The organism is Nitrobacter vulgaris (assembly GCF_031453995.1).
Taxonomy (GTDB): domain Bacteria; phylum Pseudomonadota; class Alphaproteobacteria; order Rhizobiales; family Xanthobacteraceae; genus Nitrobacter; species Nitrobacter vulgaris.
The window spans coordinates 19,506-45,196 of sequence record NZ_JAVDPZ010000028.1; the positions used below are offsets into that span (position 1 = coordinate 19,506).

The 25,691-nt window shown below is 58.9% G+C and carries 25 protein-coding genes and 3 pseudogenes; 23 read left to right on the plus strand and 5 right to left on the minus strand.

Annotated elements, in window-relative coordinates; genetic code table 11:
* The first annotated feature begins 414 nt into the window (after positions 1 to 414).
* From GGQ85_RS15550 to GGQ85_RS15565, 4 genes are all read left to right on the plus strand, one after another.
* Positions 415 to 2,037, plus strand: coding sequence for an MFS transporter (locus GGQ85_RS15550; RefSeq protein WP_309775264.1), 1,623 nt, complete (start codon positions 415 to 417; stop codon positions 2,035 to 2,037).
* A 500-nt stretch (positions 2,038 to 2,537) separates the two neighbouring features.
* Positions 2,538 to 3,671 (plus strand): site-2 protease family protein, encoded by a 1,134-nt coding sequence (locus GGQ85_RS15555; protein ID WP_309775266.1) that lies wholly within the window; start codon positions 2,538 to 2,540, stop codon positions 3,669 to 3,671.
* A gap of 477 nt (positions 3,672 to 4,148) precedes the next feature.
* Complete coding sequence (locus tag GGQ85_RS15560; protein ID WP_309775267.1) at positions 4,149 to 5,195, plus strand: patatin-like phospholipase family protein; 1,047 nt, start codon at positions 4,149 to 4,151, stop codon at positions 5,193 to 5,195.
* A gap of 347 nt (positions 5,196 to 5,542) precedes the next feature.
* Positions 5,543 to 6,097, plus strand: a complete 555-nt coding sequence (locus GGQ85_RS15565) for a thioredoxin family protein (RefSeq protein WP_309775268.1) — start codon at positions 5,543 to 5,545, stop codon at positions 6,095 to 6,097.
* A gap of 205 nt (positions 6,098 to 6,302) precedes the next feature.
* Here GGQ85_RS15565 and GGQ85_RS15570 read toward each other — a convergent pair whose 3' ends face one another.
* The 3 genes from GGQ85_RS15570 to GGQ85_RS15580 all read right to left on the minus strand — a co-directional run bounded on the left by GGQ85_RS15570 (position 6,303) and on the right by GGQ85_RS15580 (position 8,166).
* Positions 6,303 to 6,557, minus strand: a complete 255-nt coding sequence (locus GGQ85_RS15570; RefSeq protein WP_309775269.1) for a hypothetical protein — start codon at positions 6,555 to 6,557, stop codon at positions 6,303 to 6,305.
* A gap of 528 nt (positions 6,558 to 7,085) precedes the next feature.
* Positions 7,086 to 7,592, minus strand: coding sequence for an Hsp20/alpha crystallin family protein (locus tag GGQ85_RS15575; protein ID WP_309775271.1), 507 nt, complete (start codon positions 7,590 to 7,592; stop codon positions 7,086 to 7,088).
* A gap of 94 nt (positions 7,593 to 7,686) precedes the next feature.
* A complete protein-coding gene (locus GGQ85_RS15580; protein ID WP_309775272.1) occupies positions 7,687 to 8,166 on the minus strand; it encodes an Hsp20 family protein in 480 nt (159 codons plus the stop codon).
* Between the two features lie 662 nt (positions 8,167 to 8,828).
* Between GGQ85_RS15580 and GGQ85_RS15585 the strand changes: the two genes are divergently transcribed.
* The 12 genes and pseudogenes from GGQ85_RS15585 to GGQ85_RS20905 form a co-directional block, all read left to right on the plus strand.
* Entirely contained in the window at positions 8,829 to 9,281 is a 453-nt protein-coding gene (locus GGQ85_RS15585; protein WP_309775273.1) for an Hsp20 family protein, read from the plus strand.
* Between the two features lie 85 nt (positions 9,282 to 9,366).
* The gene (locus tag GGQ85_RS15590; RefSeq protein ID WP_309775274.1) at positions 9,367 to 9,996 is read left to right on the plus strand and encodes a hypothetical protein; all 630 of its coding nucleotides are present in this window, start codon (positions 9,367 to 9,369) and stop codon (positions 9,994 to 9,996) included.
* Between the two features lie 89 nt (positions 9,997 to 10,085).
* Positions 10,086 to 10,358 (plus strand): hypothetical protein, encoded by a 273-nt coding sequence (locus GGQ85_RS15595; RefSeq protein ID WP_309775275.1) that lies wholly within the window; start codon positions 10,086 to 10,088, stop codon positions 10,356 to 10,358.
* A gap of 943 nt (positions 10,359 to 11,301) precedes the next feature.
* Entirely contained in the window at positions 11,302 to 11,640 is a 339-nt protein-coding gene (locus GGQ85_RS15600; protein ID WP_309775276.1) for a HigA family addiction module antitoxin, read from the plus strand.
* The gene (locus GGQ85_RS15605) at positions 11,627 to 13,141 is read left to right on the plus strand and encodes a DUF7125 family protein (RefSeq protein ID WP_309775277.1); all 1,515 of its coding nucleotides are present in this window, start codon (positions 11,627 to 11,629) and stop codon (positions 13,139 to 13,141) included. Before GGQ85_RS15600 ends, GGQ85_RS15605 begins: the two co-directional genes overlap by 14 nt.
* Positions 13,128 to 15,206 (plus strand): ATP-binding protein, encoded by a 2,079-nt coding sequence (locus GGQ85_RS15610; protein WP_309775278.1) that lies wholly within the window; start codon positions 13,128 to 13,130, stop codon positions 15,204 to 15,206. The genes GGQ85_RS15605 and GGQ85_RS15610 overlap by 14 nt, the downstream gene beginning before the upstream one ends.
* A gap of 248 nt (positions 15,207 to 15,454) precedes the next feature.
* The gene (locus tag GGQ85_RS15615) at positions 15,455 to 15,727 is read left to right on the plus strand and encodes an AAA family ATPase (protein WP_309775280.1); all 273 of its coding nucleotides are present in this window, start codon (positions 15,455 to 15,457) and stop codon (positions 15,725 to 15,727) included.
* 253 nt (positions 15,728 to 15,980) lie between these two features.
* A complete protein-coding gene (locus tag GGQ85_RS20900; RefSeq protein ID WP_374708905.1) occupies positions 15,981 to 16,196 on the plus strand; it encodes a RusA family crossover junction endodeoxyribonuclease in 216 nt (71 codons plus the stop codon).
* A 69-nt stretch (positions 16,197 to 16,265) separates the two neighbouring features.
* Positions 16,266 to 16,484, plus strand: a complete 219-nt coding sequence (locus GGQ85_RS15620; RefSeq protein ID WP_309775281.1) for a hypothetical protein — start codon at positions 16,266 to 16,268, stop codon at positions 16,482 to 16,484.
* A gap of 312 nt (positions 16,485 to 16,796) precedes the next feature.
* The gene (locus tag GGQ85_RS15625) at positions 16,797 to 17,084 is read left to right on the plus strand and encodes a toprim domain-containing protein (RefSeq protein WP_309775282.1); all 288 of its coding nucleotides are present in this window, start codon (positions 16,797 to 16,799) and stop codon (positions 17,082 to 17,084) included.
* 263 nt (positions 17,085 to 17,347) lie between these two features.
* Positions 17,348 to 18,836: pseudogene (locus GGQ85_RS15630) on the plus strand (YfjI family protein).
* A gap of 1,178 nt (positions 18,837 to 20,014) precedes the next feature.
* Positions 20,015 to 20,392 (plus strand): annotated as a pseudogene (locus tag GGQ85_RS20905) (class I SAM-dependent methyltransferase); the annotation flags it as partial.
* A 20-nt stretch (positions 20,393 to 20,412) separates the two neighbouring features.
* Here the strand turns inward: GGQ85_RS20905 and GGQ85_RS15635 are convergent.
* Positions 20,413 to 20,667: a hypothetical protein gene (locus tag GGQ85_RS15635; RefSeq protein WP_309775283.1), complete on the minus strand. Its 255-nt coding sequence runs from the start codon at positions 20,665 to 20,667 to the stop codon at positions 20,413 to 20,415.
* A 106-nt stretch (positions 20,668 to 20,773) separates the two neighbouring features.
* Here GGQ85_RS15635 and GGQ85_RS15640 point away from each other — a divergent pair, with 106 nt between their 5' ends.
* From GGQ85_RS15640 to GGQ85_RS15670, 7 genes and pseudogenes are all read left to right on the plus strand, one after another.
* Positions 20,774 to 21,031 carry a hypothetical protein gene (locus GGQ85_RS15640; RefSeq protein ID WP_309775284.1) on the plus strand — a complete coding sequence of 86 codons (258 nt, stop codon included), beginning with the start codon at positions 20,774 to 20,776 and terminating at the stop codon, positions 21,029 to 21,031.
* A 912-nt stretch (positions 21,032 to 21,943) separates the two neighbouring features.
* Positions 21,944 to 22,195 carry a hypothetical protein gene (locus GGQ85_RS15645; RefSeq protein WP_309775285.1) on the plus strand — a complete coding sequence of 84 codons (252 nt, stop codon included), beginning with the start codon at positions 21,944 to 21,946 and terminating at the stop codon, positions 22,193 to 22,195.
* 212 nt (positions 22,196 to 22,407) lie between these two features.
* Positions 22,408 to 22,602, plus strand: coding sequence for a hypothetical protein (locus GGQ85_RS15650; RefSeq protein ID WP_309775286.1), 195 nt, complete (start codon positions 22,408 to 22,410; stop codon positions 22,600 to 22,602).
* 67 nt (positions 22,603 to 22,669) lie between these two features.
* The gene (locus GGQ85_RS15655; protein WP_309775287.1) at positions 22,670 to 22,858 is read left to right on the plus strand and encodes a hypothetical protein; all 189 of its coding nucleotides are present in this window, start codon (positions 22,670 to 22,672) and stop codon (positions 22,856 to 22,858) included.
* Between the two features lie 38 nt (positions 22,859 to 22,896).
* A pseudogene (locus GGQ85_RS15660) lies at positions 22,897 to 23,154 on the plus strand (PRC-barrel domain-containing protein); the annotation flags it as partial.
* A 144-nt stretch (positions 23,155 to 23,298) separates the two neighbouring features.
* A complete protein-coding gene (locus tag GGQ85_RS15665; protein ID WP_309775288.1) occupies positions 23,299 to 23,469 on the plus strand; it encodes a hypothetical protein in 171 nt (56 codons plus the stop codon).
* Between the two features lie 1,531 nt (positions 23,470 to 25,000).
* Positions 25,001 to 25,198 (plus strand): hypothetical protein, encoded by a 198-nt coding sequence (locus GGQ85_RS15670; protein WP_309775289.1) that lies wholly within the window; start codon positions 25,001 to 25,003, stop codon positions 25,196 to 25,198.
* A gap of 66 nt (positions 25,199 to 25,264) precedes the next feature.
* Here GGQ85_RS15670 and GGQ85_RS15675 read toward each other — a convergent pair whose 3' ends face one another.
* Positions 25,265 to 25,585 (minus strand): hypothetical protein, encoded by a 321-nt coding sequence (locus GGQ85_RS15675; RefSeq protein WP_309775290.1) that lies wholly within the window; start codon positions 25,583 to 25,585, stop codon positions 25,265 to 25,267.
* Positions 25,586 to 25,691 lie beyond the last annotated feature (106 nt).

The window sequence follows — 25,691 nt, forward strand, 5'->3', positions numbered from 1 at the left end:
TAGCGATTTTGGCTGACGCTCGGCGTCTCGCCTCACCCTCTCGCTCTTGACCTGCAGCGCAGCTTCACGCGCGTCGTTCTTGTTTCGGAATCGTTGGCTGACCCGATCTGCGCGAACGCTTTGCTCGCCCGCTAGGCGCATCGTGTTAAACGGGGCCGGCGCAGTGTCTTTAATGGGGGGCGGTGATGGATACTATCATTTTGTTGATCGGCGCCTCTCTCCTGATGGCGCTCGTCGTCATAATTGATATCTGGCTGACTGGTGTCGATTCATAAAAAGTAGTCATATGGATAGTCTGATGGTCCCTTAGGCCGCCAGAACTGCCTCAATCGTTTCGAGTCTCCGAGGAACGATGCGTTGCCCAGTCAGTTCTCGGCGCCGGGCAGGCGAAATTTGAGTAATTGGACCATGCTGATGGCTTCGCCAGTTTGGTTTGAACGAGTGTTCACTGACATCTCTCGGCAGCTACGCTGGTCATTTGTTCCGCCGCTTATGATCTATTTCGCGGGCGGGTTCTCCGGATTAACCGGCATTGTGGGAACGTTCTTCGTCAAGGAGTATCTCGGACTTTCGGCCGCGTTCCTGGCCGCGCTCGCGTTCTGGGCCGGGTTGCCGTGGACGTTGAAAATGCCACTGGGCCACTTGGTCGATCTCGTTTGGCGATGGAAGGCACTTTTGGTCTACCTTGGCGCTGCGTTGATCGCCGCCAGCCTTTGCATCATGTACGCGCTTATCACGCAGACTGAGGCCATGCGTGAATGGATGAGTGTGGATGCTTGGTTCGTGCTCAGCAGCCTGCTCGCGCCAGCCGGTTATGTCGTGCAGGACACAGTTGCGGATGCCATGTCGGTCGAAGCGGTGCCGCGCGTCCGCTCGGATGGCGAAGCGCTGTCTGAAGCGGAGAGCAAGGTGCTCCATACCACGATGCAGACCTTAGGCCGCATCGCGTTCATAACCGGGCTGATCGTCGTCGCATTGCTTAACATCGTGATGTTTGCTGGTGTGGAGGGGCTCGAGCAAGGTCAGAAGGCAGCTGTATACGCTAGTATCTACGCGATGGCGCTCGCCATTCCTGTTGTGTCAGTCAGCGGCGTGATTCTCTCTCAGGTCATGTTGGCTGCACGCGCGAGACGCTTGCGAGCGCATGGCGTTAACGCGGACGAGGCCGAACGACTCATCTATTCGCAGAGCCAAACAACAAACCCTGACTATAGGATATTCAGCGGGGGCGCCGCCTTCGTGGCTTTAACGCTGGTTATCGGGATCAGCGATATCCCCCTAGCACAAGAGATCGTGTTCTGTGGATCGATGGCAATCATTACGACCCTCATCTACCAGCTCATTCAGAAACTGCCACGGGCCAAGGCGCAAGCGCTGATCGGTACAGCGATCATAATCTTCGTGTTTCGCGCGGTCCCGTTGCCAGGGGCCGGAGCAACATGGTTCCTTATCGATCGGCTCGGTTTCGACCAACAATTCCTGTCCGTTCTTTCGTTGATTGGATCCTGTTTCGCGCTCATCGGCATGGTGCTTCTGAGGCCATTGATGGCAAAGTGGTCGATCGCCTACATCGTAGTCCTGCTGACGCTGGCCTCGGGCGTTCTGGCTTTGCCCAACATCGGGCTTTACTACGGAGTACAGGAATGGACGGGGCGCCTAACAGGCGGCGTAGTCGATGCGCGTTTTATCGCGATCATCGATACCACACTGGAATCTCCCTTGGGCCAAATCGCGATGATCCCTATGTTAGCGTGGATCGCGCGCAATGCTCCGGCCGAACTCAAGGCAACGTTCTTTGCTGTGATGGCGTCGTTCACTAACATGGCGCTGACTGCCAGCAGTCTCCTTACGAAATATCTGAATCAGATATTTATCGTAACTCGCGAGGTTAAAGACCAAGCGACCGGATTAGTCCAGGTGCCCGCCGATTACAGCCAGCTCGGCTGGCTGTTGATCACGGTGGCAGTGGTAGGAGTAACGGCGCCGCTATTGACCGTGCTTTTGGTCCAAAATTCACGGCTTAAGGCTAAGGATTGACGGCTAGCTGCTTGCAAAAGGATATACTTCATTGGAAATGCTCGCCCCCACCCGCTCCGCGATGCTCGCATCAGCCTCGCATATATAGCGGGCCGTTTATGGCCTTGGCTCTGCGATCTGACCGTAGGATCCAGAAGACTCGGTCCGAGTCGCCGACGTGTCGGTTGCCAAGCATCAAATAACGCGGCTTTGGCGGGGCAATGACCCGTGTAACCGCTATAAGCCAAGTACGAGCCGCCGGCGAGCGCGAGGACGTTCAGGAGCGGATTAGGGCGGGGCTGCGCGCCCGCCGCGGTGAGGCCAAGCCCTCCAATCACGTAGACCACGCGCTTTCCCCACGATAAGTTGGACTTCCCCTCAAACAATGAGGTGAGGTTTTCCATTGTTCGCTCCTTCCGTTGTGCGACAGGAACGCGAGCTGAAGCCTCGTTGTTCCTGGCAGGTCGGTTCTTAATCAGAGCCCTGTCACGTTTGTGTCATACACCCTCCGGAGGTCCGCTTTGCTTTGGTCAATCCCAGTCGCACGCATCGCTGGCACCGTCGTGCGCGTGCACGTGACGTTCGTACTCTTTCTCCTGTGGATCGGCGGTGCGCAATGGCGCGTAGGCGGGCGCGACGCAGCTTTTGACGGGGTGCTGTTCATGCTGCTGCTGTTCGGATGCGTGCTCGCGCACGAGTTCGGCCACGTCCTGGCGGCCCGTCGTTATGGCATCCGCACACCTGAGGTAACGCTTTGGCCCATCGGCGGCATCGCGAGCCTAGAGCGCATCCCAGAGAAGCCAGGCGAGGAACTTATCGTTGCGCTCGCCGGACCAGCCGTCAATGTCGTGATTGCGACCGTGCTTGTCGTCGTGCTTGGGGTAGGGCTTGAGGGTGGGAGCATGGCGGAGTTGGAGAACGCGCGGGCCGGCATACTTGCCAGAGTTGCATCTGCAAACATCTTTCTCGTGCTCTTTAATCTTATCCCGGCATTCCCCATGGACGGAGGGCGTGTGCTGCGAGCCGTACTTGCCATGCGAGTAAGTCACGTCGAGGCGACGCGCATCGCCGCGCGCATTGGGCAAGGAGCAGCATTCCTGTTCGCGCTCGTCGGATTGTTCGCGAACCCGATGCTGATTGTGATTGGGCTTTTCATTTACCTCTCCGCCAGCGCCGAAGCGCAGCACGTCGCTTTCCAGGACGGGGCAAAGGGCCTGCCCGTGAGCGACGTGATGTTGAACCCGGTCGAAACCCTTTTGCCGGGCTCGACCCTGGACGATGCCGTGGATCTCCTCCTGCGTACGGCGCAGAAAGAGTTCCCGGTGGTGGACGGCGCTGGCCGCCCACGCGGTGTTCTCACGAGGGACGGGATCATCGTCGCGCTTCGGCAGGGGGGAGCGGCGACGCCGATTCTTGAAGTGATGGCGCGCGATTTGCCGACGGTGCGGGACTGCGAGCCGTTAGAGTCGGCCTTGAGGCTAATGAACGCCTCGAGGTCTCCGGCCGTTCTCGTGCTCGGCGGAGACGGTAGACTGGCCGGCCTTCTCACTCCTGAGAACATCGGAGAGATGATGATGGTCCGCAGTGTGCGTCCCGATTGGCGTTTCCGTGCCCGCCGGACGGAAAGGTCGCATCTGTCCGGGACAAGGACGTGATGGATCCTCATTCACTGCGGCTGCTTCTCATATCAAGGTCGCTTCGGCTTAATTTAGCGTCAATCCTGGGATCGCGCAGAGCTTTCATGCGCGATCAAGTGCGCGCCTGAAAGAGGCGCCGTGCGTCGAGGGCGCAATAGCCGCACCGCCTGCCAGCAATCTCTCAGAGTAACCAAGCGTGATCCGGACAAGCCGGAGCAGGCCCTAACCACAACGACCGGCGGTTTCAGCAATGTCAATGATCGAGGCGCTTCACATCGATCATTACCGTAGTGATGGGATCCCCCCTGACATTGCGCCGACGAGCCGTTCAAGAACGGCCCTCAGCACTCCGCGTTGCAGACGTTTGACCCTCTTACCGCTGGCAGGGGCCGGCAGGCCAGTCGCGGAGCACAACGCAGTTTAGCTCCAGTAGCCGGTGCCGCCCTACGCAGGGCTTTGTCTCAAAAGGTGGGCATCCAATAGCGACGTTCCAAAATGAAGGAACGGAGGCCCTTTGATTTGGTTTTGTGCATTAACTTCGGCGAACAGGTCATGATGCCCGATAGTCCGCTCACATGTCTCGTCTTATCTGGAGGTCTTGGTCTTGGCGCATACCACGGCGGGGCCTTCGAGCAATTGCACAGGCAAGCGATACCGCTAGACTGGGTCGCGGGCTCGTCCGCCGGAGCCATTAGCGCCGCCCTGATCGCGGGCAGCCCGCCTGAATTGCGGGTGTCGAATTTGCGTAGCTTCTGGCAGGCTGACGCGACTTTCGGCGCCGAAAACTCCGATTCGTCCCGCCACGGTTTTGCTTGGATGAACTCGATCAGCACGCACCTGTTTGGAAGAGCGGGTTTTTTCTATCCGCGTCTGCCCCTACCAACGCCACGATTTGACGGCTTGTATGATCTGGCGCCCGCGCGTGATCGCCTGCGTGAGTTAATCGACTTTGGCAGGCTTAACAACGGCTCCCTCCGTGTCACGATTGTCGCCACGGATCTTCAGAGCGGTGATCCGGTCTTCTTCCACTCCCAATTGGAAACGATCCGTATGGACCACCTCCTTGCAAGTGCCGGCTTCTTACCTGAATTCGGTCCGGTACTTATTGAAGACAAATGGCTCGGAGATGGCGGTTTTTCCCTCAATGCGCCCTTTGATCCCATTCTCGAAGTACAAAGACCTGTTCACCTCTACATCGTCGATCTTTTCGCGAGAGACGGCCCCGTGCCTGATGGGCTGGAAGCGGCGGCAGAGCGAAAGAATGATCTACTGTTTGGAAATCAGACTTATCAACGTCTGCGATATGCTGTGGAAGCTCGCCGGCTGCGGGCACAACTCGAGGGCGCAGCCGGCGAGGACTCGATCTACCTCATTAGCTATCGACCAGGTCTGGAAGAGGCCGGACCGGATAAATCCTTCGACCTTTCGAGAACGGCAATGACGCAGCGCTGGCGGGCAGGCTTTCTGGACTTGGAGCACATTGATCCAACCTGCGCCCGCAAAGATGGTATCCACGTCGTCCGCCGTGCAGCCTCAAAGTAGTCAACGACCAACATTCGAATCGCAACGATCAAGGGCGTCGGCCCAAAAGGGCGCCTGCGGTTGTCGCCGCGGCCGGCGATTCCGAGGTCAAGAATGCCGTCACCTGACTGCCTGGGTCGGCCTCGTTTCGCGACAATTCTGCAGCGGAGATCGAACCGTGCTGGGACATCTTGAAGCGGCGCAACCAGCATCTTGGGAGGACGAAGCAGCTCCGAGAACGGGATGTTAAACTAACAAAGACGGCATCCCTAGGCGCGACATTCTAAAGGGAGGCGAAGGCTTACGTTTTGAACTTCAACGGAGTTCTTACGACGCCGATATTCCATTTCTGTCAAAGGAGAAGCAACATGGCGGTGACAGCCAACCAAGTTAATTTCGACATGCCGGCCGCGGAATTTCGGCTTCGGGCGACTGACGGCAAGACTTACAGTCTGGACGACCTCGCGGGCGAAAAGGGCACCGTCGTTGTCTTCATTTGCAACCATTGTCCCTACGTCAAAGCGGTGATCGACCGCATGGTTGCGGACGCGCGGGTACTTATGTCGGAGGGCATTGGTTTTGTGGCGATTTGCTCGAACGACGCGGCGAGCCATCCCGAAGATTCATTTGAAAATATGAAGCATTTCGCACAGGCGCACAGCTTCCCGTTTCCTTATCTGCACGACGAGACCCAAGCAGTCGCGCGAGCATATGGGGCGGTGTGTACGCCGGACTTCTTCGGTTACAGCGCCGACCGCAAGCTCAAGTACCGCGGTCGGCTCGACGAAGGCCGCAAGACTCCGCCCCCCGCTGGGGCGCCGCGAGAGCTCGTCGAAGCCATGCGGGCGATTGCGAAAACCGGTGTGGCGCCGGCTGATCAAAGCCCTTCACTGGGTTGCTCGATCAAATGGAAGGAGGCATAAAACCGAGGAGCTGCACCACCTTACGCGGTTCGAGTCAGACATAGCGAACGGGTTACTCGCATCGGTCCCGAGTTAAAGGGGCTTATGCGGATCGCTCTTCCTACATCTCGCGAAGGCCGGTAGATGTCCCAATCTAGTTTTTAGAGCGCCAAGTTTTCAATTCCTCTTACGCCGTTTTTGCCGCGGCATAATCAAATCGAGGTTATCACTGTTCGGTCCTCTCCTCCGTGTAGGCGATTAGCGCAGTACGGGCCCGAGCCAAGTCCTCTCGCGCGACCGTGAGGATCTGCTCAGCAGCATCGAGAGCGGCGAAAGCTCCCACCGAAGGGCTTGGACGTTCAGCAGTAACTATTACCCAGGCGGCGTCAACTTTAGCGAGCGCCGCGTGTAAATTCGCGATAGCGCGGCCGATCGCGTCGTAAAGCGCAATCTCTTGTTCGGGTATAACCTTCTTCGACATTATCCACCCTTTCCAATCTTCAACAAGCCGTCTGCCGTACCGAGGGGGGCTGCAAGCATCTGCCCACCTCAAAGATCATTGCAGTTCGCGAACGCAAGAAGCGGTTAAGCAGGGAGGTGAAAGCCGCAGAGACTGCTCAGGATGAAGTTCAACCTCAGCCTGCTTTAAGCGCCGCAGGCGGCTAGTTTTAACAGCTGGCCACAAACCAGAAGTCAGCATCTGCACTTACCAAGGCTTTGTGCGCTAACCAGTCAGCCAATCGCCGGACAACGACCGACGCCCCCGATCCGCGCGGTCGGACTGGAGGATCCGCTTGTAGTGGCGGATGTTGTTTCGAATGCACCCCTATCGATAAAGCTCGCAAGTCTGCTCTCGCTGTAGAGGGGCAGATGATGAAAGCTGGCTGCATTGCCATCGAGTCCGCTCATTCGGTTCGCTGCTCGCCGCGCGGGCGACCATTGCAAGCCAACTCCCTCATCTGCATCAGAGGAGAACCGGCGGCGCCTAAGCCGCCGGCCCGGCTGTTCCTCAGCCCTTGATCGCAATGCGCTTCACCTGTGACTGAGCCTTCGGGCTCTTGGGAAGCACGACGTTCAGCACACCGTTCTTGAAGTTGGCCTCGATCTTGTCTTCCTCAACCTCGACCCCGAGGGGGATGCGCCGCTCGAAGTGGCCATAGAAGCGCTCGGAGAATTGCTTGTCCTGGTCCTGGACCTCAGAACGTTTCTCGCCCTTCAACGTCAGCACGCCGTCGTCGAGCAACACCTCAAGATCCTTTTCTTCGAGACCGGGGATTTCGGCCGTTACCTTGACCTCCTTGTCAGTATTGGAAATCTCGACGTTCGGCCAAGCCGCGCTGAATGACGATAGCGAGCCGAACGTCGGCACGCGACTATCAAACCCGCGGAAGACGTCATCAAATAGCCGGTTCATCTCCCGATGCAGCGAGAGGAACGGATTGCGATCGTCGTCGCGAAACACCGTAGGAACCTGATTGTTGGAGCGGCCCCACGGAATCAGGTCACGTACACTCATGATTATCTCCTTTCTGTAGCTGTCAGTTGCAAAGCTCTCCCATTGGCGTCGGGCACACGGTCCGACGCCTTTTGGAGCCCCGCTGACGAGAGCCTTAGGCGGCCTGCTTCTCGGCCTCGATCTGCTTACCGGCCCCTGCCAGCCCCTCGCTCCCGGCGATGGTGATGCGGCGAGGCTTCATCTCTTCCGGAAGCTCGCGCTTCAGGTCGATAGTCAGCAAACCGTTCTCGAGGTTCGCGCTCACAACCTTTACGTGGTCGGCAAGTTCAAAGCGGCGCCGGAAGGCCCGTGCGGCAATACCGCGATGCAGATACTGCCCGCTCGCTTCATCCTGGCCCGACTTCTGGCCGGCGACCAGCAGCATGTTCTTCTCCTGCGTGATCGTCAGATCATCCTCGGACAAGCCGGCCACCGCCATGGTGATGCGGTAGTCGTCCTCACTCTTCCTGACGATGTCGTAAGGTGGCCAGGGATCGATCGACGTCACGCGGCTCGCGGACTCCAGCGTATCGAGCATTCGATCGAAACCGATCGTCGATCGGAACAGAGGTGCAAAATCGAAGGTGTTTCTCATAGCCATATCCTCCTTGGAAGCAACATGGATATAAGGGCGCCAAAGGGGCTGACGCCCTTCGGAAAACCATCCCTTCTTCAGCAGATGGCGATTTGGATTTGGGTGCAGCTCAACATCCGTCAAGGGGACGAACTCGCGGAAATCGAGCTGCATCAGCGCCCCCCGAACGCTTATAGAACTCGCGATGAGCGGTGGGTAAGGGAACGGTGACACAACGCATGGCTCTTATACGCGACCATGTTCTTTCCATGCTTGGTCTAGCCAACGAGACTTTGCTAACTGAGACCATCGCGAGCGCTGCCGAACTGACCCGGGCTCGGGCATGGGCGAATGAAGCGGTCAACGAAGGCCGGCCGCTGCCCAGCGGACGGACCGCCGAACTCTCACCCCGCGAGATCACGAAAAAGAGGAAGAGACTCACCACGGCGCCCGTCACTAGGATGACAAGCCGCCATACCGCGAACAACCTCGCGGAAGTCAGACGCGATTGAGGCGCTAAAAATTTTCACCGTGCCCTCTTGAAATCTACAGCCGTTTTTCTAATTCGATTTTTGCCGCTGAAGAAGCGGTCTCGAGCGCTAGAAGGGCTCGAGGATTGAGACGGGCGCCGGCCGGTGTCCGACGTCCGCTCGTATCCATCTTGCTCCAAGGAGGATTTGGCTATGAGAGCTTATGATTTTGCACCCCTGTCGCGGTCCACCATCGGATACGACCATCTTTTCGACCTCTTTGATGCGGCGCAACGCACCGAGGGTGAGGATCATTATCCGCCCTACAACATCGAGCGGCAGTCTGAAGACCGCTACCGGATATCGCTGGCGCTGGCCGGTTTCTCGCCGGATGAAATTGCGGTGACGGCCGAACAGAACGTGCTCTCCATTGAAGGACGCAAGACGGAAGCGGCCAACAAGGATTACCTGTACCGGGGGATCTCGGCGCGCCCGTTCAAGCGGACCTTTAATCTCGCCGACTACGTCAAGGTCGAAGGCGCGACATTCGAGAATGGTCTGCTCCAGATCAAGCTCGTGAGGGAAATCCCCGAGGCGATGAAACCTCGGCGCATTCCCATCGGTGTTGCTCCTGGTCCGCAGATCCAAGAGATGCGCGCCGCTTAACCGCACCTGCACATCGGGCTGGGCGGCATCGATCGCCGCCCAATACCCATCAGTTGATCCCCAATGAAAGGAGAAGGAGGGGAAGATGAAGTGTGTCGTTCATGATCAAGTTGCATCGATGCAGTTTCGCCCCGATGCGCATCACCGCTCCGTTCCAGCGGTTCTCAAAGATCCGAAGCTCTGTTCCGACGAAAAGCGGGCCATTCTATCGGCCTGGGCATCCGATATGTATGCGGTCGAATCCTCGCCCACGCTGAGAATGATTCCAGGGCATACGGCGCCGCTCCAATTGAGCGAAATTCTCAGCGCGCTACGGGTCTTGAATGATGACGATCCGCCACCACGGGGCGCAGCGGCGAAACGAATGACGGCCGGAAATGGAGAGGCCGATAGCCATGCCGCCATCGCTCCGGCGGTAACCCACCTGGCGCGTCTGCGGCGAGAGGCGGACCTGCGAGCTGCGTCCATAAAGACGCATCGAGACAGTATCCGCCGCTACAAGCGGATTCTGCAGACCAATCTCACGGATCTGGAACGTCAGTTCGTTGTGCGGCGATTAGCTGAAGAACAGTCTGCTATCCGTAACTTGTCGCAAGCACGTACTTGGGAAGGTACAGATGACGACCTCTCACATGCGGTGCTGGCAAGGCCCCCGAATCGTGCTTCGCCAAAAGCGCAAGAAGGACTTGAAGTGGCCGCTCACGGTCTTGCTTGACCTCTAGCCGGACAGCGGTTTGGCGAAGCGTAAGCTCAGAAAGGGAACAAAGCCGCCCACCTTTGCGGAGTATAGGAAAGGAAAATGACATGAGAAAGCTTGCTCTTGGAATCGTCGCGGCAGCAACGCTCCTCATCGGGACGATTGCGCCGGCATCGGCTCATTGGCGTCATCACTACTGGGGCGGTCCCGGGATAGGCCCGGGGGTTGCTCTCGGGCTTGTTGCGGGAACACTTGCCGCTGCGGCGGCGCCTCCGATCTACTATGGACCGGTCTATCGCCCGCCTCCTTATTACTTTGGTCCGCCCTATCGCGTCGTCCGCACCTATCCGCCCGTTTACCCATATTGGTATGGCTGGTGATGACAGAAAAGGCTCGGCTCTCGCCGAGCCTTTTCTCCATGCGTAACCAGCATCTAAGGTTGATCCTCACGTTTACAGGCACCGCGTATCCATGCCGCTTTTGGCTGATGGTTATGAGGGCCGCTAATCTAGCGCCGTTACCTGACTGGGCTCATCCTATCCCGACGGAAGGCTTCGTCTCGTGGTCAAAGTCGGAAAATCGCGCAGCGAACTTCGCATCGTCGAGATTCCTTATGGCTTCTCGATGAGCGGCAAACCGTCATCGGGATGAGCTATCGGACCGCGTCCGAATACCCGGCGGAAGGACAAGAGTCGAGGGCGTAGGCGCCTTAGCTCGCGAGCCAACTCGACTCCGTTCACACACATTACGCTTCTGAGAAGCCGAGATGCACGTCCCGGCCGTCCCCGCTAGAAATGCAACTACGCTAAAGCCATGGTTTTTGGATCCGACGCGGCACGTTCGGCCAGCTTCTCTCACTCAACGGCTACGGACGCATTTGCTCCTCCGGCCGCGAAGCGAATAAAGATATGGGAGGGCCGCGCGGTGCGCTCTTGTCGAGGATCTTTGGTCGCGGCGGAGCGATGCCACTTCTTGGTCGTTTAAGGATGCTTGATAATCTCAGGCGCTCGCTGCTTGCGCCGACCACGCTTGATGGGCGGCTGCTGGTTTTTGCCGATGCCAGCGGCCATGATCGGGCTCCGCTCGTCCTCGCCACCGTTGCCACCCGGCGCTCCTCCCGAGTGTCTTATCCTGCCACGTCGCGCCGGGCTTCGCGTGCGCCAATGATCTCGGCGCGCTTGGAGTCTCCGCCTCGGGGCTGCCCGCGACATGCCGTTGAGAAGCTCAGGACTTGGGGGAGGCGTTGTCAGCCATGGCAACCGGCACGGTAGAAACTATTTGTCGCTTCCCGCGTTACAGCGGTGATGAAGACGGATCCTCCAAATGACACGGCCGACTGACGTGGCCAAACATCCGGGTACACTCCTGCGCGAGCAAGTGCTGCCGGGGCTGCGTTTATCAGTCAGTCAGGCGGCGCGAGACCTTGGCATTGCTCGTCAGACTCTCCACCGCATTCTTGCCGGAGAAGCTGCCATCACCCCGGAGATGGCGGCGCGCTTGGAACATCTTTGCGGCGTATCTTCTGTCTTTTGGCTGCGCTGCCAGAATCGTCACGATCTGCAACGCGCGAGGAAGGAACTTGACGCTGTCTTAAGGCGCATCCCGCTGCATCCTCTCTCCGAGACAATCGTCAAGAAGATCGGAGCCTATGATGGACGTTAGGACAAAACTGGTCGATCGGGCCCGGACGGGTGTACCTGGACTTGATGATGTCTTAGGGGGCGGCCTCACCACCGGGCACGTATTTTTGCTCGAGGGAAATCCCGGGACCGGCAAAACGACTATTGCGCTCCGCTTTCTTCTGGAAGGCGCGGCGGCGGGCGAGCAGTGCCTCTACATCACTCTTTCGGAGACCGAGCAGGAGCTGCGAAACGGTGCCGCCTCGCATGGCTGGACCGTCGATGGCAATATCGAGGTGTTCGAACTCGCCCCCGCCGAAAGCTTGCTGGATGCGGATCAGCAGCAGACCCTGCTTTATTCCTCCGACCTCGAACTGGGCGAGACCACGACGTCTCTTTTTAGAGAGTTTGAGCGCGTAAAACCATGCCGCGTCGTCTTGGATAGTCTCTCAGAAATTCGATTGTTAGCCCAAAGCTCTCTGCGTTATCGACGGCAGATTCTGGCCCTTAAGCATTACTTCTCGCGGCATGGCACGACCGTCCTGTTGCTCGATGATCGAACCACCGAAGCGTCAGACAAAACGACGCACAGCCTGGTACATGGCGTCATCATGCTTGAGGAACTAACGCCGAACTACGGTGCCGAGCGACGCCGCCTTCGAGTTTCCAAATACCGTGGACAGACGTTCCGTGGCGGTTACCATGATTTTGTGATCAGGAAGGGTGGCGTCACTGTCTTCCCCAGGTTAGTGGCGTCCGAACATCGGACGGGCTTCGTGCGGCGCCAGATCAAGAGCGGCGTTCCGGAGCTCGATGCCCTTCTTGGCGGGGGCATCGAACAAGGATCGAGCACCTTGATATTGGGCCCCGCCGGCACGGGAAAGAGCACTTTTGCGCTCCAATTTCTCACGGCCGCATGCCAGCGCGGTGAAAAAGCAGCGATGTTCATCTTTGACGAAGAGCTTGGTCTGCTGTTCGAGCGCGCGAAGGTCATGGGATTCGCGCTGGAGGAATTACGCGACGCGGGCCTACTTCATATTGAGCAGCTCGATGCCGCGGAATTATCGCCGGGCGAGTTCGCTCAGCGGGTCCGCGACCGGGTTGATCAGGCGCAAGCAAAAACAGTCTTAATAGATAGCCTCAACGGTTATCGGGCGGCGATGCCGGAGGAGAATTCGCTCGTCCTGCATATCCATGAATTGATCCAGTACCTGAACCGGCAAGGGGCGAACACGTTTCTGACCGTGGCGCAACATGGGCTCGTCGGCGACATGAAGACCCCGGTCGATGTCACCTACCTTGCGGACACCGTCATCCTGCTGCGCTATTTCGAGGCATCGGGAAAGGTGCGCCGCGCAGTCTCGATCATAAAAAAGAGGACCGGGAGACACGAGGAGACGATCAGAGAATTCCGTATCAACGAGAGCGGCCTCAGATTGGGCGAGCCTCTTGATCAATTTCAAGGAATTCTCCGGGGTGTCCCGACATTCGTCGGAGGTGGACCGCTTCTAGCCAAGCAAGCTGCGGGGGATGGTCATTCCTAATTCGGCCACCACCAGAGCGGTGATCTTTGCCCCGCAGGGCCGCGACGCTACGATCGCGCGTACTCTCCTGGAAGAGGCTGGAATCCGTTCGATTGTCTGCGCAAATCCGCTTGAGTTCGAAAGCAGACTGGATGACGACGCCTGCTTCGCCCTTGTCACGGAGGAAGCTTTGCGGCTCGTCGATCTGCACGGAATCCGGACGCACCTATCAGCGCAGCCGGCCTGGTCGGACTTGCCGTTCATCATTTTGACCCAGCGCAATCCCGCATCAGAACCTAGCCCCGATGCCACGGTGCTCTATGAGATTGCCACCAATGTCACGCTCCTGGAGCGGCCATTCCGGCCCGCGACATTTGTCAGCGTCGCCCGGACGGCATTCAAAGGCCGCCGGCGGCAGTTCGAGGCGCGTAATCTCATCGAAGAACTCCACGAGGGCGAGGAACGTCTGCGCACGGCCCTCCTCGCAGGCCATCTCGGCACGTGGGAACTGGATGCGACCGATTTGAGGTTGACCGCGTCGGCAGCCTTTAAGGCACTTTTCGGCTGCGTTTCCGACGATCCTTTCTCCTATGAAGACCTGCTCAACAGCATCCCCGGTGACGATCGGGAGCGTTTACGGGAGACCGTGCGTATCACGGTCAAGACGGGCGCCGATTGTGCCGTTGAGTTCCAAAATGTATGGCCGGACGGCAGCATTCATTGGGCTGACATCAGGGCACGCCTGGTATGCGACAGGGCGGGCCGCCATCCGCGTCTGGTCGGGGTGGCGTCAGATATCACCGATCGAAAGACGAGCCAGGAAGGCTTGACGACGCTCAACGAGATGCTTGAGGAACGTGTCGCGGCGAGGACCGCCGAATTGAGGGAGGCGCACGCCACCGTGCTTGCTGAAATCGCCCAAAGAGAGCGGGCGGAAGAGCAACTGCGCCAGGCCCAAAAGATGGAGATGATCGGCCAACTGACTGGGGGCGTTGCCCACGACTTCAACAATCTTCTGATGGCGGTGCTGGGCAACCTTGATCTGCTGCGCAAGCATATACCAGATGACCCAAGGACCACGCGTCTCATAAACGGGGCATTGCAGGGTGCACAACGGGGAGCGGCACTCACTCAACGTCTGCTCGCCTTCGCCCGACGGCAGGACCTAAAGGTAGAACCCAAGAATTTGGCAGATCTCGTCCGCGGGGCCGCCGATTTGATAGAGCGCTCAGCCGGCACTCACATCGAACTGCGTCAGAACCTTCCCCCGGATCTTCCGCTGGCTTTGGTGGACGCCAATCAGATCGAACTCGCCGTACTCAATCTGGTCGTCAACGCCCGCGATGCCATGCCCGACGGTGGGGTCCTATCAATCACGATTGATCATGTAAAAATTCCGAAAACCTCCGACCTCCCAGCAGGGCATTACGTGCGGTTGGTCGTGAGCGACACTGGACACGGGATGGATGCCGATACAATAGAGAAGGCGACGGAGCCGTTTTTCTCGACGAAAGGGATTGGGAAAGGCACAGGTCTAGGGCTCTCGATGGTCCATGGATTGGCAGTACAGCTCAATGGCGCGTTACGGCTGACGAGTGAGGTCGGCGTCGGCACCAAAGCGGAGTTGTGGCTGCCGGTCACCACCATGATCGCTGCTAAAGAGAAAGCGACAGAGCCCTGCTCGAGCGGTGAGGCGGCGGAGAAGATAACCATTCTTGTCGTTGACGACGACGCTCTCATCGCCATGAGCACCGTCGATATGCTTGAAGATCTTGGTCACGAAGTCATTGAAGCTAATTCAGGCGACCGCGCGCTTGAAATCCTCCGCCAAGACCGAGCCATTGACCTCCTTGTAACCGACTATTCGATGCCGCGGATGAATGGCGCGCAGCTCGCGGCCGCAGCTCGGCAAATTCGGCCTGAGCTTCCCGTGCTATTAGCGACCGGATACGCGGAGTTGCCGAAAGGGTCAGGTAACGGCTTACCGAAGATCGGTAAACCCTATCGGCAGGATCAACTGGCAACGGAAATCAAGCGGGTGCTGAAACAGAGCGCTGGGTCGCAGACCCTCCGGTTCACGAGCTGACTGTCACCCGCTGCAGTTTCTTTCGGCACGAATATCTGCACTGGCGGCGAGTAGCCCGAATTCATGAGAACATTGGTGAGATGATGATTGTCCGCAATGTCCGCCCCGATTGGCGCTTCCGGCGCGCCGGACGGAGTTTTGCATCGGTCCGGGACGATGATGTGATCGAGAGAGCCCGCGAAGCCAGTGACGAATAGATCAGCGACTTCCGGAGGCACTATGGGAATTTTGCCGTTGCCCAGGCGGCGGTGCTGGAGCGTCTGCATCTTGCAACTAAATGGCCCCGCGCCAACGAGGGCGGGATCGCCGCCATTAGGGAGTGGATTGATAATCAACCACACGCCCGCCTGGTGATCGTGGATGTGTTGGCAATGTTCAAGGCAATCACCAAGGGAAAGTATCAGACGCTTTACGAGGCGGATTATCTTGCCATCAAGGAACTGAAGCGCCTGCGCCCTAGGATTGGCGCGAGAAACAGACCATCGAGCACAACGAGGCGATCGACAGCCAACTGCGATTGATCGCCGAGCAAATCTTCCGCCACGCGATCCGCCCGCGCCTTCCTGACTCTAAGGTCATCGAGCACGACAAAGCCGCGATCAGACCGCGGCAGCCACAGAGCGTAATCCACGCAACCACTGCCGAGCGTTGAAAATATGGCCCTTTCTTCACATTCCGCTCGAGAAGCAACGCCGCTAACCGCATAGTGCATGGCGAGCTCAGAAACTAGAGCATGTACTAACTCTCTGGCAGCGCCGGCGAACCACGACTGCGGTGGCAGGGCGCGTTTCGTCGTCTATATGGCGGGCAACGCATCTATCGGCAAGAAGTTCGGCAAAGAAGCCTGATCTCGACAATATCGCGAAAACGTTGAGCGACGCATTTGACGGTGCCGTTTTCCGGGATGACGCGCTGATCACGCGGGCTGTCCTCGAAAAGACCTACGAGCCACAACCGCCCGTGTTGTTTACGGTGAGGGCAGCGCGATGATCGACTTCGGCAAGGTCAATGCCGCAGCGATAAGCGTTCTGCCATCTCTGCTCGACCGCTGGTTACCCGGTGGACGAAGGGGGGCGCGAATATGTCGCGCGCAACCCGCGCCGTGCCGACCGCACAGCGGGAAGTTTCCGCATCAACATGACCACGGGCCGCAGGGCCGACTTCGCCACGGACGCCGCCGGTGGCGATCCGGTCAGCCTTGCCGCCTACCTCTTCGATCTGTCGCAGCTCGATGCCGCGCGCCGGCTCGCCGCGATGCTTGGAACGCACGAGAGATGAATATGCTTACTCGAGATGAGGCGTTCGCGCCATTGAACGAAGCCAGTGCTACGTGACTGGCGCCTGATGACGATTGGCATCCGGTGCTGCCGGTGCCGAGGGATGCTCCAGAACTCTCTATGGGCATCATCAATCGCGTTTGTCCTGAGGGGTACGCTTTCACCACCCAATGGCGCTAGCCGCAGCCAAACAGGTGAAGCCCTTCACCTTCTGCGAGAGCTCAACGGCAAGCGGGGAATGGCAATGCCAAGCTTTCCACGAACCCAGCCCGCTTTACGATCTGGATCGCCTTGCTGCTCGCCCTGATGTCCGGTGCTGGTAGTGGAAGGCGAGAAGACCGCCGATGCCGCGACTATTCGTTTCAAGAACCACGTGGTAGTTACGTCGCCCGGTGGTTCGAATGCTGCCCGAGAGGCTGACTGGTCCCCGCTCAAAGGCCGCCGTGTCGTGATCTGGCTCGATGCCGATGAGCCTGGATCGAAATTCGCCGACGCTGTGGCCGATCTGTTGCAGGCCATCGCCATATCGACCCACGTTGTGGCTATCCTATCGGCCATGCCTCGAGGGTGGGATTTGGCGGACAATGTGCCGCCAGGCTAAACGATGAGGATAGATACAGCTTTCGTTGCTAAATGATCTCAGGTGCGCCTTCTCGAGCAGGAAGAATCGCAGCATCCCGTCTTTATCGTCCTGCTCCTCCGGCCATAATCGCGAATCGGACATCGCTTCTCGATAAGCGGCCATAAAGGTCTGCGTCGCCTCGTCACGCCATGCCGACAGGGCCTCCGTCAATCGTCCATCGTCGTCCGCTCCGGTTATCTATTGTTTCCCCTCCACGCCGAGGAACTCATAACGGCCATCTTATCGCTGCCGCTCGGTCAGCAACCATCACCAACGGCTGGCCAGCCGTCATGTCGATCACCTCGACGTTGCCGCGAGTTGAGCGATTCATCCCCGAACTGCTGCCCGTCGCCATCCGGGATTACGTTATGGACATCGCTGACCGCCAGCAATCCCCGCCAGATTTTGTCGCCGTCTCCGCAATCTGTGCCATCGCTGCTGTCGTCGGAACCGTGTACGTGTCCGACCGAAACAGAATGACGATTGGGAAATCGTGCCAAACCTGGGGGGAGCGATTATAGGCCGCCCGAGCGCCATGAAGTCTCTCGCAATGCAGGCTGCACTTGGCCCATATGCCATCATCGACGATCTGCGCAAAAAGTGGGAGAAAGAAATCAAGAGCGCTGAGATCGACGACGCGCTATTTAATCTCAACGCTAAGGATGCGAAAAAAAAGGCAGAAAAGGCGTTTCAGAACGCGACCGTGACTCTGCGCGTGAAATTCTTGAAGGCTTGGCCGGTGCTAATGAAAATAAGCGGCCGTGCCCTCGCATTGTGGTGAACGATGCCACGGTCGAAAAGCTGGGCGAGCTTTTGAATGAGAACCCGCGCGGTCTCCTGCTGATCCGCGACGAGTTGCCTGGCTTCCTCGCCAATATGGAACGCGAAGATCGTCAGAGCGAGCGCGCCTTTTACCTTGAGGCGTTCAACGGTGACGGTCGTTTTACTTATGACCGCATCGGACGCGGAACCGTTCATATTGAATACTGCACGGTCGGCATCATTGGCGGCGTTCAGCCATCCCGCATCGCTCCTATCGTTCGTGGTGCCATAGCCGGCACCAGCAATGATGGGCTGATCCAGCGCTTTCAAATGGTCGTCTGGCCGGACGACAGGGGTTCGTGGCAGTGGGTGGACCGAAAGCCAGATGCGTCCGCGCGCCTCGCCTACGAACAGGTGTTCCGTGACCTGTACGATTTGCCGATGGGCACCCCGGAGAGCCCGGCTGTGCTTCGGCTCTCAAACGATAGCCAGGCGTTGTTCCAGGAATGGATGACCGAAATCCAGTCCGAGGCCCGGTCGGGGACGATGGCACCGACGCTCGAAAGCCACATCCTGAAGATGCCAAAGACAGTGGTGTCACTCGCATTGTTGTTCGAATTGATCGACGGTGGCCGGTCTGAGGTGAACGAGAGGGCTATGCGCATGGCGCTCGCTTGGGCTGAATACCTGCGCAGCCATGCCAACCGGCTCTATTCGTCCGGCAGCACGGTGGTTGAAGATAGAGCCCGGCTGATATTGGAGCGCTGTAACCAGCTTCCCGATGAATTCACGGCGCGTGCAGTCCACCAGAAGGATTGGGCGGGTTTATCCGACCGTGACGTGGTCCAAGCTGCAATTGAATTGCTAGTGTCTACACACCATTGCCCGGTAGTCGAAAAGCCCACCACCGCAGCCGGTGGCAGGCCGTCAGTCACCTATCGCTGGAATCCGATTCTCCGGAGGGCGTGACGTGGGCAAGTGGCTTGCGGCTCTGAAACAAACGAAAATACTAAAATCGCGGACCTTCAGAACCTTCAAAACCCACCCAGCGAGGGTTTTGAAGGTTTTGAGAGGCTGTGTTTAGGTGACACTGGTAATTTTCCGGCGCCCAAGGCTACCGCCTGGGATGGCGTTTTGAAGATGCCGGTTTCGCGAGAATGCAAAAATTCTTTGCCCGACTCGGACTACCTGCATGATCTGTACGAAGAACGTGCGGCCATCATGGAGTATGACGCCGGCATGTCCCGTGGCGACGCTGAGGCGGCAGCCTGGGCCGATGTTTTTGGCACCCGGCCCCGCCCATCTGGGCAGAGCGGGTGGCCGAGCTGAAAATCAATGATCAGCGGAGGCGGTGGGGCTGTGGTGGTAAAGGCTAGTTGCCAAACAACTGTGGCGGTAATGGCTGGCATGTTGTGGCAGCGGTGACCCGGTTGTCGGGGTGCGATGGGTTCGATGGACACCATCGTGGCGCATCTCAATGGTACGTTTCATTCCGGTGGCGCGTGGCGGAGACGGTTGAGTGGGTTCCGGAGGCGGTCACGGTTAAGCTGTGAGGGCGCTTTTCCGAAACTCTAATAAATAGTCCCACTCCGCGCGTTCAGGGATGACAATTTTGCCCGTTCGATCAGGTGCCTACGCCGAAAGGACGGTCGTTTTCACGGGCCTAGTTTTCGAGTCCTCTTACGCTGCTTTTCCTCACCATTCGCCGGTGGGGTAGTGGCGATGGTTACGGTAGACGGAAGCCATTGTGATGCTGCCTCCAACGTAACCAGGCACGCGGACTTTTCGGACTCTGTGAAGCGGTTACGATTCAAGCCATCGCCTGAATTTCCTGACCAGAACACCGCCTATGTAACCAGAGGTCGAACGGCTGAGAACGTTGAACATGATCGACGGCATAGAGTGCTTTTCTCCCCATCGTATAGGCTTTATGCTCTGAATCGTCATCGAGGGCGATGCCCCGGGGCTGACCGGGGAAGCGCTCTCAAATATGGCCTACCAATCCTCATCCCCATTATGAGGCCGCCGCCGCCTCCTTGGTCCTTCTCCTGCTCAATCAATCAAATCCCAGCGGTAACCAATTTCCGAGTCCTGACAGTTCGGAAAAAGAGGCTGCTAGATCGTCGCATACAGAGTCTTGCAACGCATTGGCATATCCGAGCGCCGCCAAGTCCGCACCGGGCCTGAAAGCACTCAAGAGCAAACAGCACACCGCCTGGTCGTCCGGCGATTACGCCCGCATTGTCGTCTCTCTTCAGCGTCGGCGAGCAACTGGCCGAAAGGATTGATCTGCGCGCTGGACAGAAGGTGCTCGATATCGCCGGCGGGCAACGGCAATACCACGCTGGCCGCGGCGCGCGGTGTTGTGACGTATCATCCAGGGACTACGTGGAATCACTGCTCGCACACGGCCGTCCACGTGCAGAGGCGGAAGGCTTGCGCATCGATTTCGCATTGCCGACGCTGAGCATCTACCGTTCGAGAATGGATCGTTCGGTGCCATCGTCTCGACCTTTGGCGCCATGCTTCGGACGCACTCAAGCCTTTAGAATCCGTACTTGCGATGCCGAACGACAAAAGCGTCCTTCCCGCCCTCGAGGATTTCCTCTGCGAGCACCGCGACGCTTTTCTTGTCGATCGACCCCAGCGCCTCCGGCGCGATCTCGGCAACGCCCTCTCCAGCTTCGCCAACCGCGCGCATACCGACAATCAGTTCCGCATCGCCAAGGACGGGAATATTCGCGTTATGAGTCGCGAAGATAAACTGGCGGCGGCGCTTCTCGCTCCGGATACGCGGCAAAGGGTTGCTTGTTTCCGTCTAACAAGTTGAAGTTGTGCGCAAAGGAGGGCCTCAATAGACTGAGCTAATGCGGCAATCAGAACTGATTTAGGTGCTATCGGAGGCGGTGAACCAATTCTTTTGGTTCTTAGGGGCTGGCACGTCTCAAAGTGCCGGTCTGCCGGCCGCATGGGATGTGATGTGGGATCTGAAGCGTCGGCACTGCTGCAAGGAAGAGAACCAGGAGATCGCCGCGAACGACGTCGAGAACGCCGCCGTTCGCGAGAAGATCACGGCATATATGGACGCGCACAACTTCCCACCTCCCGGCGATCCGGGCGAGTATTCCGCGTGCTTCCGATTGTACCATATGCCCTACGACTAGGCAGGATTGCCTCTTTGGAGGAAATGGGCGATTAGGCCCTATACGCCCGCCAGACGCACGAGTGGCCCCAAACGGGGCCACTATCGTTTCAGACTTTTGCGTTCGCCCTGGCGCGTGATACGGCGTTTTGGGGCACAACAGGCTCGGCGCCTCAGATGGCAAGGACGAGCCTGTAGGTTAGCGCGGCAAAGAAGACTCGGCTGCCAACGGCGGCGACGCCGAGAAAGCAGCGCTCTACGAAATCGGGTTGGTGCACGGACATGTTTCCGGAGCGCTCTCCGGCGCTCTCATCACCGACAAATGCCTCGAGCCGCTCGGTGATGCGGGGAACTATGCGCCTGTCGCGCCAGCGACGCTACAGATAAATCTTCTTCCCGATTGAGAACCTTTCTCGAGCGCGCGCTAGTTACTCATTACCCGCCATTGGCTCATCCCTCCCATGACGCGCTTTTTCCTCCTCATCCTTACGGTCGGTTTCGTCGTGCTGGCGAGCGCGTTGGCGGTTTTCGCATTCAGCCTTTAGTCAGGGCTTGCGGAAAAGAACGTTTCGTGAACATACTCGCAGGCCCCTACCCGCGAGCCTGCCATGCCCGACCTCCCCTACCTCAGAAGCGAGATCGAGCGCATGCGCTACCAGATCGGGCGCCAGCGCAAGGAGATACGAGCGCTCCAGCGCGCCGGCATCCCTACGAAGGCCGCCGAAGAGCTGCTGGAGCGGATGCTGGTGAAGGTCGACGGGGCTGTGCGCCGAGCGCGACCGCCAGCGCAAGGAGCAGCTGGTCAAGTATCCGGGCACCAACAAGCCCATCAGGGGAGCCGCCGAGCGGCGCATCCGGTGAGCGTCTACCGCCGCATCCTCCGGGGCGCGGACATCTCCACCCCTATTGGGTCGCGCTTCAGGAAGAGAAGTGCGTGGGCGCGCAATACGAGAATCTGAGAGCCTTCAGCGAGGAGCGCGGGCTGTCGCTGTCCCCGCACGGGCATTCCGTGGCGCGCGAGCACGAATGGTACCAGGTCTTCATGTTCGCCGTGGAGGAGCACGCCGAGATATTCCGCGCGGCGTTCGGCGGCGAGCGCATGCATCCTTCGGAGAGGGGCAAGGGAGCGCGCTGGGCGCAGTGGAAAAAGGCGACGAATGAGCGAAAGTCTAAAAGACAGCATTAGGCGTATCAAAGGCTTGTGACCGGCTGCGTCCACTAGTGCACTGAACTACGGGCGGTGCGTGGCGTTATCAGCCGACACCGCGCGGCCCCCCTCTGGCATTTATCGGTGATGAGAACGCACGATAGCGCTCCCGCCTTCCTCTCACGCAAAGGAGCGCGCCATGCCTCTCACGCAAAGGAGCGCGCCATGCCTCTCACGCAAAGGAGCGCGCCATGCGGCGACGTTTCAGACAGATTACATCGCTCCAGGACCGCCTCGCGGAATTCGCCGAGGGCGAGCGCGCCAAGTCGGAAAGCATGCCGGACAGCGCGGAGCGGTACGAACACCTCAAGAAGATACGGCAGGCCGAAACCGCGGCGAACATAGAGGCGTGGGCGAACGCGCCCGAGCTACAGCCGCCGAAGTGATAGGAACGGGTTGGGCTCCCAGCGCATTAGGCCGCGAAGCAGCTTTCAGGAGGCATCCAGGGCGAAGATGGAAAATTATCGCGCATACCTCATAGGCGACGACGGCCGCGTTGCCGGGTTCGACAAAATCAGCTGCCGCGACGACGCCGAAGCGCTGCGGAAGGCCGGCCGTTTCGCCGAAGGCAGGAAGGTTGAGGTCTGGACCGGCGCCAGGCTCGTCACGGTTCTTCAGAACGGCGGCGGCCGCGAGGCCTGAAGTTACCGGCAGCCCGCAGTCGATCATAGGAGAGTGCCATGGCGACCGAAGCGAGAGAGACAAGCACCCTGATCGGCAGCGATAAGGTCCAGGGTACCGCCGTTTACGGCACGAACGACGAGAGGATCGGATCGATCGAGCGCATCATGATCGAGAAGACGAGCGGCAAGGTATCGTACGCCGTCCTCAGCTTCGGCGGATTCCTCGGCGCGGGCAGCGACCACTACCCGATTCCATGGGACAACCTGAAATACGACACCGAGCTCGGCGGCTATAAAATCGGCATCACGCTGGAGGGCGACCTAGGGTAGCTAAAGCGAATTTAATCCTGCGGACGGGAACGCCCCGGGGGAGCCGATCGGTTAAGCGGCAAATCATCGATCAGTGTTCAGGCAGGCCGGTCACGGGGAGCCGCGCGCTCCCGCCTGACGGAGCGAAGAATGTGCCGCAAGTGCGATAATCTGCGCCGCGAAATCGCGGCCAGCCGCGAGCTTTCAACGGGACTGACGGCCCCCGGCAGCGTTCTCCTGATGAAGGACGATTTGAAAGCGCTCGAAGAGCGGATGAACAGGATGGTGGCGGAGCTCCATCCCGCCGCGAAGCAGGCCTAGTTCGGAACGACGTGGCAGCGCCGAAATTATCAATGGCCTCGGTGTTCGTCCGCCGGCGGCGGCACGGGGCCGCAGGCCCTCCGCTGGGAAATGCGGGACCGTGCGCACCTTCCAAGCGCAGGAGCTTTCATGAAGGACAATTGCCCTACCTGCTGCGGCCTCGGCTGGGTATGCGAACGCCATCCCGACAAAGCGTACGATCACGAGCTGGGATGCGTCTGCGGCTACGGCGCGCCGTGCGAGTGCAACGACAGCGATCCGCCTGATACGCGGCACGTGACCGTCGTTATCGAAACGATGCTCCACTAGCCTTCAGATCACATCATCTGAGGCATCGCTGCGGCAAATCGCTCGAAGGCCTTACATGGGTAGAACTGGCTTACATATACTCGTCACGGGCCCCTTTCCCCCAAGAGGCCCCCGCACGGTCCCGCAGCTTTTGCCCCAAAGCCCTACGCGGGACCGTGCACCCCAACGCGAATGTACAGGAAGAACCAATTACGTCAGAACGATGAAGCCGCGCACGCCTGAGAGCTTAGGTGTGAATAGCGGAAGTTGCGCCGCTGAACATCGTGTTATCCTTCAAGTACCCTTTTGCGCCTAAGGCTCGCACTCACTCGCAAAAGGGGGTGCGAGCTTTAGGTTTAAGGGACTGAGGGGCCGGTTGGCGAAGCATCGCGCCGCCCTTGGACGCCAAATTAAAGCGATGCAGGGGGCTGGCTCCGTGTACGGATGAACCCCAACCCTCGCTCAGCCGTTTACATGCAAAGTGTCCTTGACGGCTGAGGAGTACCCACCAGGGAATATCGAACGGCAGAGCATCAGTAGCTCGCGGAGAGAAGGACAATCGTCGCCGCCCGGAGACAAGGGATGAAGGCACGAGCATCGACCTAACCCACCACGGCCAGGGGGCTTCACCGTACCGGATGTTGAACTTACCAAGTAAGCAAAAACTCCATGGCGCTATCAAGCAACGGCGTATGCAAGAAGAACAAGGCGGGGTTCAGGGTCCATGCAATGATAAAGGCGAAGGACGGCGACGGCCGCGATTTCGTTTCGTGCTTCAGATGCGGCGCGATGTTCGTAGATTCGGCGGCGCGCGCTTGAAAAAGGAAGCCCGCAAGAATAGGAACGAGGGCGCCGCGCCTTGATTGTTTGAGCGGCTGCGCCTTTGCACGCGGCCTTCCAGCGCGGCTCTGCGGGGCGTCTCCTCCCTGCGGGGCCGTGCACCCTTTATCTTCGGGCTGCCCGCAATAAAGAGAACCTCATCAGGGACGCCGCAGCCGGTGCTATTTGGAAATTGGAACTAAGCTCCTGCGCCCGAATTTAGTTATCGGGCTCCGCTTTGAACACGAGGCCCCGCACGGTCCGACAGCATTGCCGCACAAGCCTAGCGGGACCGTGCATCTCTCTTACAGCCGTGCGGACCAATCCACCAGCAGATCGAACGCCGCGCGTACGAGCGGTGGGACCGCATGGCGGAGCTGTAAGTGGGCCATCAGAAATTGCCGATCCATTGAGAGGACCGCGCATGGAAACCGAATACTTCGAAGAGAACACGCCCCGCACTCCGGCAGGGGGCACGCGGAAGCAGAACGAGAAGCCCAACTTCAAGGAAACGGGCGAGCGCTGGAAGAAGCCCGCCAAAGGCAGCCTCGACAGGACCAAGCCAGGCCTCGACAAGCGGCAGGAGCTGAAGACGGGACATTGGCGGCATCCGCTCCGCTGAAAGCGGCGCAACCCAACGCGGGGATAACCGGCAGAGGCGCGGGGGTCTTCCGCGCGGGGACGAATATTATTTGTGGGTCAGCGACGTTCTACGCAGCCTTGCTGCGCGGTCAGGCAACTGCTTCCGCTCCTGCGGGACGGGCAGATGCTTGCGCTCCAGGGGGATTTGCAGCCGATCGCCGGGCTTCACCCCGTCCAGCCGCTTGAGCTCGAAGCCGGCATAACCTCCCGGCGCGATTGAAAGGGCGCGTTGCTTCTCGTCTGCCATCCAGAGCGTCCCGTCGGGACTGATCGTCAGCGTATGCCCGTCAAAGGGCTCGTATGGCGTCGTATCCTCGCTATCGTTGGCCTTCTTCACCCTGACAGTGAACCAGTTCTTCCTGCTCATGTAGCCTCTACTCTTTCACGCTGCCGCAAGCGGCCACCGCTAAGATAGGGCATCCTCTCGGAGGCTAGTCCAGCACGCACACGTTGAATTGCGCACAGCAAAAAGC

Excerpts from the sequence above, each read along its gene's own strand:
- GGQ85_RS15550 (WP_309775264.1), top strand. The coding sequence starts at position 415 with ATGGCTTCGCCAGTTTGGTTTGAACGAGTGTTCACTGACATCTCTCGG.
- GGQ85_RS15560 (WP_309775267.1), top strand. The coding sequence starts at position 4,149 with ATGAAGGAACGGAGGCCCTTTGATTTGGTTTTGTGCATTAACTTCGGC.
- GGQ85_RS15565 (WP_309775268.1), top strand. The coding sequence starts at position 5,543 with ATGGCGGTGACAGCCAACCAAGTTAATTTCGACATGCCGGCCGCGGAA.
- GGQ85_RS15570 (WP_309775269.1), bottom strand. The coding sequence starts at position 6,557 with ATGTCGAAGAAGGTTATACCCGAACAAGAGATTGCGCTTTACGACGCG.
- GGQ85_RS15575 (WP_309775271.1), bottom strand. The coding sequence starts at position 7,592 with ATGAGTGTACGTGACCTGATTCCGTGGGGCCGCTCCAACAATCAGGTT.
- GGQ85_RS15580 (WP_309775272.1), bottom strand. The coding sequence starts at position 8,166 with ATGAGAAACACCTTCGATTTTGCACCTCTGTTCCGATCGACGATCGGT.
- GGQ85_RS15585 (WP_309775273.1), top strand. The coding sequence starts at position 8,829 with ATGAGAGCTTATGATTTTGCACCCCTGTCGCGGTCCACCATCGGATAC.
- GGQ85_RS15590 (WP_309775274.1), top strand. The coding sequence starts at position 9,367 with ATGAAGTGTGTCGTTCATGATCAAGTTGCATCGATGCAGTTTCGCCCC.
- GGQ85_RS15595 (WP_309775275.1), top strand. The coding sequence starts at position 10,086 with ATGAGAAAGCTTGCTCTTGGAATCGTCGCGGCAGCAACGCTCCTCATC.
- GGQ85_RS15600 (WP_309775276.1), top strand. The coding sequence starts at position 11,302 with ATGACACGGCCGACTGACGTGGCCAAACATCCGGGTACACTCCTGCGC.
- GGQ85_RS15605 (WP_309775277.1), top strand. The coding sequence starts at position 11,627 with ATGATGGACGTTAGGACAAAACTGGTCGATCGGGCCCGGACGGGTGTA.
- GGQ85_RS15610 (WP_309775278.1), top strand. The coding sequence starts at position 13,128 with ATGGTCATTCCTAATTCGGCCACCACCAGAGCGGTGATCTTTGCCCCG.
- GGQ85_RS15650 (WP_309775286.1), top strand. The coding sequence starts at position 22,408 with ATGCGGCGACGTTTCAGACAGATTACATCGCTCCAGGACCGCCTCGCG.
- GGQ85_RS15655 (WP_309775287.1), top strand. The coding sequence starts at position 22,670 with ATGGAAAATTATCGCGCATACCTCATAGGCGACGACGGCCGCGTTGCC.
- GGQ85_RS15665 (WP_309775288.1), top strand. The coding sequence starts at position 23,299 with ATGTGCCGCAAGTGCGATAATCTGCGCCGCGAAATCGCGGCCAGCCGC.
- GGQ85_RS15670 (WP_309775289.1), top strand. The coding sequence starts at position 25,001 with ATGGAAACCGAATACTTCGAAGAGAACACGCCCCGCACTCCGGCAGGG.
- GGQ85_RS15675 (WP_309775290.1), bottom strand. The coding sequence starts at position 25,585 with ATGAGCAGGAAGAACTGGTTCACTGTCAGGGTGAAGAAGGCCAACGAT.